Origin of the sequence: Fulvivirga sp., assembly GCF_040220315.1 — a bacterium.
GTDB lineage: Bacteria > Bacteroidota > Bacteroidia > Cytophagales > Cyclobacteriaceae > Fulvivirga.
The window spans coordinates 1-5,381 of sequence record NZ_JAVJUY010000117.1 but is presented as its reverse complement, the minus strand read 5'-3'; the positions used below and the strand labels follow the sequence as shown (position 1 = coordinate 5,381).

The following is a 5,381-nucleotide window of genomic DNA, read 5'->3' as shown; positions in this document are numbered from 1 at the left end:
AACAACTCTGACTTTATATATGCTCCAGTAGTTTCAGTTTCACCGGGCATATCCATGTGCATTGCCACAGAATCTCGCTTGGTATCGTCCATCACATGTTTAATAAAATTGTGATATACTTTTATTTCGGGAGACTTTAAGAAGTTCCATGCCGGGGCTATATAGGTAAGTGCAAACATGTTTGCCTTTGCTGATGAAACATCCATCGGCAGAGCCGGGTATCCCACATTATATGCATTATCACCCACATAATCGAGCATTAATAAGCTGGTTTCATTTAGCCGGTAACTTAATGACGCTGCATGGTTATATTTTTCATATTGAGAGTAGCGCACTTCTTCATTATTGCCATCAAGATAATTTGCTGCATCGCGGTGTACACCACTAAGTCTGATGGCTATCTTTTTGGTTGAATAGTTAAAATCCACCGACTGATCAAATGTATTTGCATTTGAACCATAATGCATACCTATACTAGCAAACAATGGTTTATCTAAATTAAAAACTGGCTTTTTAAGATTGAAATTGATCGCACCACCAGTACTTCCACCAATACCATTCGATTGTGCGCCAAAACTAACATCCAAACTTCTCAGGTTGATGGGCTCTATGTATGATGATACAGGGTCCATTTTGTCTGTACACGCACCAAAAATGCGCATTCCATCGATACTAATAGCATATCTTTCAGAGGTTAGACCTCGAAGCATAGGCTCATGGGCAAAGTTGCCTCGCCTAACCATTACCATACCCGGCATTCTGTGCAGAAACTGATCGGTATTATTTAGGTTAAACCTTCGTTTGTTTCTGATGAGTAGATCTTTCTCTTTTTCTCCTAATACCTCCAGTTCATCCAATGTCAGCTCAATAGCGATGTATGTTTCACTTTTCATAGAATCGAGCCATGCAAGGTATTTCTCCTCTTCTGTTAATTTTGACTGGCCATAGACATTGCTGCCTATGACCAGTATTAAAAGGATTGAAACGAATCTCATGACCGGTTATTGAAACATGATATCAAAGTATGGCTCTCCACACAATTGCCCATTTTCCATGACTTTCAAACGTATTTGCCAGTCTCCTGTCATGGTGAAATTGACCTTGCCTTGGTAGTGCCCATCACCGATACTTACAGGAGCTATATTATTAGGTGAACCATGATCCATAGAAACCATCCATGGCTCCAGCTCCAGTGTGAGGCCATCAACCGGAGGCCATTCCATCATGCTTTGTTTTTTGAAGATGGCAATTTCCAGGTCATTTTGACCTACTTGTGGTGCTTCTGGCTGAATGTAGGCCACAAAGTATTTGGTTGTCTCGTCCATTTGGCTTACAAATGAAGTTAAGCGAGCGTATTCTGGTTGTACAACAGTCACAGGTACTTTTATTTCGGTTTCATTAATTATAAAATCGAGAGACCAGCTGCCCATTTCACCTGATGGCATTACAAAAACGACATTGAATTCAAAACTACCATTTTTAACCGCATCAGTTGCCGACAACTCTATCGGAGCAGCATGTTGCATAGTCATCATATCCATCATCGGCATAACGCTGGCAGTACTGTTAAGTAGGTTTCCGTCTTTGTCTTCAATTTTGGCAGTAATTCGATTGTAACCTACAAACAAGGTTTCTTGCGCAAATAATGTGATAGTAATACCATTGTCTGTATGTGAAGTGATCTCCTGGAGATCAGTTTGAAATAAAGGTGTAGCATCCTCATCATCTGAGCAGGCGCCAAGTGCAACCAGCCCAATGAGCATAGTTATATATAAAGATTTCATTGTTTTAAAATTTTAAATAGTAATAATCAATCGTTAGAATTGGCTTATGCCAATGTTGCTATGATGATTATCCAATGGGAGGCTTTAACAATGAATGAAGGTAATTGAAATGATATAAATTAATATATCGATCGTTGACTCTAACTGTTTTTGAAAATGGCTCTTTCTGATTAAGTTCAAGCTCTAGTAAGTCATATAAATACTCAGAGCTTATTGTGGGAATTGGGGCAGGTTCATCAGGCTTTTCTGCCTTGGCCATGGCAATTTTTTTGGCTAGCAAACATTTACCATCACACTTCATTTCCGGGAAGGCTTTGTTCTCACACCTTGCCTTATACGCATCTGTGTTCACGTAATAATCCACCAGATATCCTGACGTAAAAAAAAGATGGATAATTATTGTAAATAGAGCTATATGCGTGATTAAAAGCTTCATTTCTTTACACAATAGTAACCGAATTCGTATAGCACTTTTATGATTAAAATCAGGGGAAAAAGAGATATTATTGTGAGCAAAATTATCATTTAACTTGAGTTTTTTGGTGTGTTTGTGCTATTGTTTTAATGATATTCGATTGTTTTGGTATGTTATCATCCTTTGGTAAAAATCTATGTTTGTGTTGAGAAAAAATTGTGAGAATGCCGATCAAATGTAACAGTGCAAGTATGAATAGCAGCAGGTTAGAATGAGACACAAAGTTCCTTGTCAAGAGTAATAATTCGGAGGCAATAAATGCTATTAATAGCAAGGCCATTCCCAAGAACATATAGGTTCCTGAATTGAGAATGCCGAGAGTAATCAATTGGTGAAAGATCAAAAAGGTAACAAAGCCAATAAAAACAAGGTGCAAATAGGCAACCACTAGTTGACGGTTAATAAGAAGGTCAACCGCTGCAGGTAATGCACCTAAAACGTGCAGTATGTGCTGCAATAGTAACGCACTAAAGGCAAATAGAGCTATATAGCCCACCCACTTTTGGGTTTTAAAAGCTAGATGTGACCTATTGCCCCAAAAGAATATCAAAAGATAGCACAAACCGAGAAGCTGGATAATAGAAGCAAGCAGTGCTAAATAAAACCATAATTCATTTTCGTCCTCCGATAAAATGGAAATAGACAAAGCAGGAAAAATGGCAACTGCCTTTAGTACTAAACCTCTCTTAATGAATGGATGATTTGTGTTAATATCCTTAGTTTCTAAAAATCGGATAACCAGCCCCAATAAAGCAAAAGTAAACCAGCCATTGTATTGAAAATGAAGATAGGAGTTGACGAGAAAATAATAAGCATCGGTTTTGCCAAACATACTCACTACCGGGCCGAGTGCAAAAGGTGCCAGATTAGAGATTAGCATAAATATGAGCGCCCAAATAACAAACCGTGCTGACATAGGCCACATCATACCAGTATATTCTTTCTTTAGGTCGCTAATAAAAATGAAGGTAAAAATTATTGCACAGATGGTATGCAGTGTAGAAAAAGCGATTGACCAGGGGGCATATCCAGTAAATGGAAATGTAAATAACATGCCAAAGTTGGCGCCCTGTAGTGCAAAAAATAGGTAGGTGTAGCTTTTATCAAAAAACCGGTTTTTCTGTAGAAACTGGTGCGTAACAAGTACAAATAGCGCCATGAAAACCCAACCCAGAAATGCCAGGTGCGAATGAGCATGGTGCAGATAAGTTAAATTGACGCCTTCTATTGGTTCGTAAAAGTGATACCTGATGAGTGTGCCCAGACAGGCTAGTAGAAATAAGTTGAGCAACGCAATGCGAACCCTAATGGCTGAAATAGAATTCTTTTCTGTGACCATCAAAAGTCTTTACTTTTAGATTTCTGAAGCATCATTACTAGAGGAAAAATTACCCAAAGCAGCAGGATAATCATTGAAACTACAACACCAGTGCCTGTACCAAAAAACTGCTGGAATAAAGCCCCCGTATATCCTAAGAGCGCTGAAATATCCAGTTTTAATAAAATCATTATTCTAGACAAATCGATTGGATTAAAGAAACTAGCCGCAAGGGCCAGGTTATCTAAGGGGTAATCACGGAACATGACCATAGCAATTAAGAGAGCACCATCGTAGATAACAGCTAAAAAGAGCCACATAAGTATCGCATATCCAAACCCCTTTATTTTGTTTGAATTATAAAGGCCAATGAGAACAGATAGTGCAACAAAAATAAAGGTTAAAAAGGCTCCAGAAACGAGAAGCATAATGAAGTTAAAAATTTCTGCAGATTGAAATAAACCATAAACTAAAAACGGTACACCCAGGCCTATGACCAAACTGAGGCTTAATGAAAGTGCAATACCCAGGTATTGACCAAAGAATATTTTTGAACGGCTAACAGGTTGGGCAAGTAGTAGTTCTGTAAACTCACGGGAGTTATAAAAGTACATGATACCAAATATGGTTCCTATTAGTGGGGTGAGCACCACGATCAGGTTCATCAGGGTAATTATGGCCTTGGAAATGTCATTATTGAGAAATAGTAGTACAAACCCGAGTATAAGGTAAAAGGCCAGATAAATGTAGCTCCATTTGCTACGCATCAGGTCCGAAAAGCTGTATTTTAAGATCTTTATCATGACTGTAGTAATGAGGCAATAGCGTGTTCCAAATCTCTCTCTTTTGTTTTTTCCTTCAACGCATTCAGTGTGCCATGAAAATGGATCTCACCTTCCAGAAGGAAAATAATCTGATCTGCCAATTCTTCCACCAGGTTCATAATGTGTGATGTAATGAGTATAATTTTTCCTTGCTGTTTGGCATTGGCTATCAACTCCTTCAGCTTTATCAGCGATACAGGATCTAAACCAGCAGTAGGTTCATCAAGTATCAATACAGATGTATCGAACATAAAAGTGAGTACAATATTTACCTTTTGCCTCGTTCCGCCTGAAAGGTTACCCAGTTTTTTATCTAAAAAGGGTTTTAACCCGAATAATTCAACCAAAGGCTCTGGCTGTGCGGGAACCTGGCGGATGTCAATGATCATGTGAATTAATTCATTCACCGTGATATTATCAGGAAACCGTGCTATCTGAGGTAGATACCCCAAATTTTTTCTGTAATCATGGGATGTGGATATATCCACTTGATCAAAAATAACTGTTCCCTTATCAGGCAAAACCATTCCAAGAATAGTTTTCAGAAAGGTGGTTTTTCCAGAACCATTTGGGCCGAGTATAGCGTAAATCCCTCCCTTGTCGAGTGTAAAGGTAAGGTCATCTAAAACGGTTAGGTTACCAAAAGATTTTCTAAGATTTTTTACTGCTATCATTGAAAAGTACGGATTGAAGGTGTTGCATCTACTAGTTTGTCGGGTGTGAAAACAGGCGATACCTTCTCAGAGAAATTTATGATATCTACGAAAAGGCTGCGAAGTAAAATAATAGTTTCGGGTGTTTGATTTACAATATAGGAGAACAATTTAACCGGCCGGTAAGGTACATCTCCTTTGCCATCTTTGTCAAGGTCGTATCCTGTATAATCACTCCAAAAGTTATTATTAAACGTGTTGTCGTTAAGCTGCGAATTATAAGACAGGTCAAAGGAATTGCCTATAAAATTGTTCTCTTTGAATGTA

General features: G+C 38.4%; 6 protein-coding genes and 1 pseudogene. All 7 read right to left on the bottom strand.

From position 1 onward, the window contains the following. On the bottom strand, nt 1-995 hold a 995-nt coding region (locus RLO81_RS05480), incomplete at its 3' end, for a TonB-dependent receptor plug domain-containing protein (protein ID WP_350108369.1). Between the two features lie 6 nt (nt 996-1,001). Further along, on the bottom strand, nt 1,002-1,784 hold the full coding sequence (locus tag RLO81_RS05475) for a FixH family protein (protein ID WP_350108366.1): 783 nt from the start codon (nt 1,782-1,784) through the stop codon (nt 1,002-1,004). Between the two features lie 67 nt (nt 1,785-1,851). Next, complete coding sequence (locus RLO81_RS05470) at nt 1,852-2,220, bottom strand: hypothetical protein (protein ID WP_350108363.1); 369 nt, start codon at nt 2,218-2,220, stop codon at nt 1,852-1,854. A gap of 85 nt (nt 2,221-2,305) precedes the next feature. After that, the gene (locus RLO81_RS05465) at nt 2,306-3,598 is read right to left on the bottom strand and encodes a hypothetical protein (RefSeq protein ID WP_350108361.1); all 1,293 of its coding nucleotides are present in this window, start codon (nt 3,596-3,598) and stop codon (nt 2,306-2,308) included. Next, entirely contained in the window at nt 3,598-4,380 is a 783-nt protein-coding gene (locus RLO81_RS05460) for an ABC transporter permease (RefSeq protein ID WP_350108358.1), read from the bottom strand. The genes RLO81_RS05465 and RLO81_RS05460 overlap by 1 nt, the downstream gene beginning before the upstream one ends. Next, entirely contained in the window at nt 4,377-5,075 is a 699-nt protein-coding gene (locus RLO81_RS05455; RefSeq protein ID WP_350108355.1) for an ABC transporter ATP-binding protein, read from the bottom strand. The genes RLO81_RS05460 and RLO81_RS05455 overlap by 4 nt, the downstream gene beginning before the upstream one ends. Continuing rightward, nucleotides 5,072-5,381 (bottom strand): annotated as a pseudogene (locus RLO81_RS05450) (nitrous oxide reductase family maturation protein NosD); the annotation flags it as partial. The pseudogene RLO81_RS05450 and the gene RLO81_RS05455, both read right to left, overlap by 4 nt.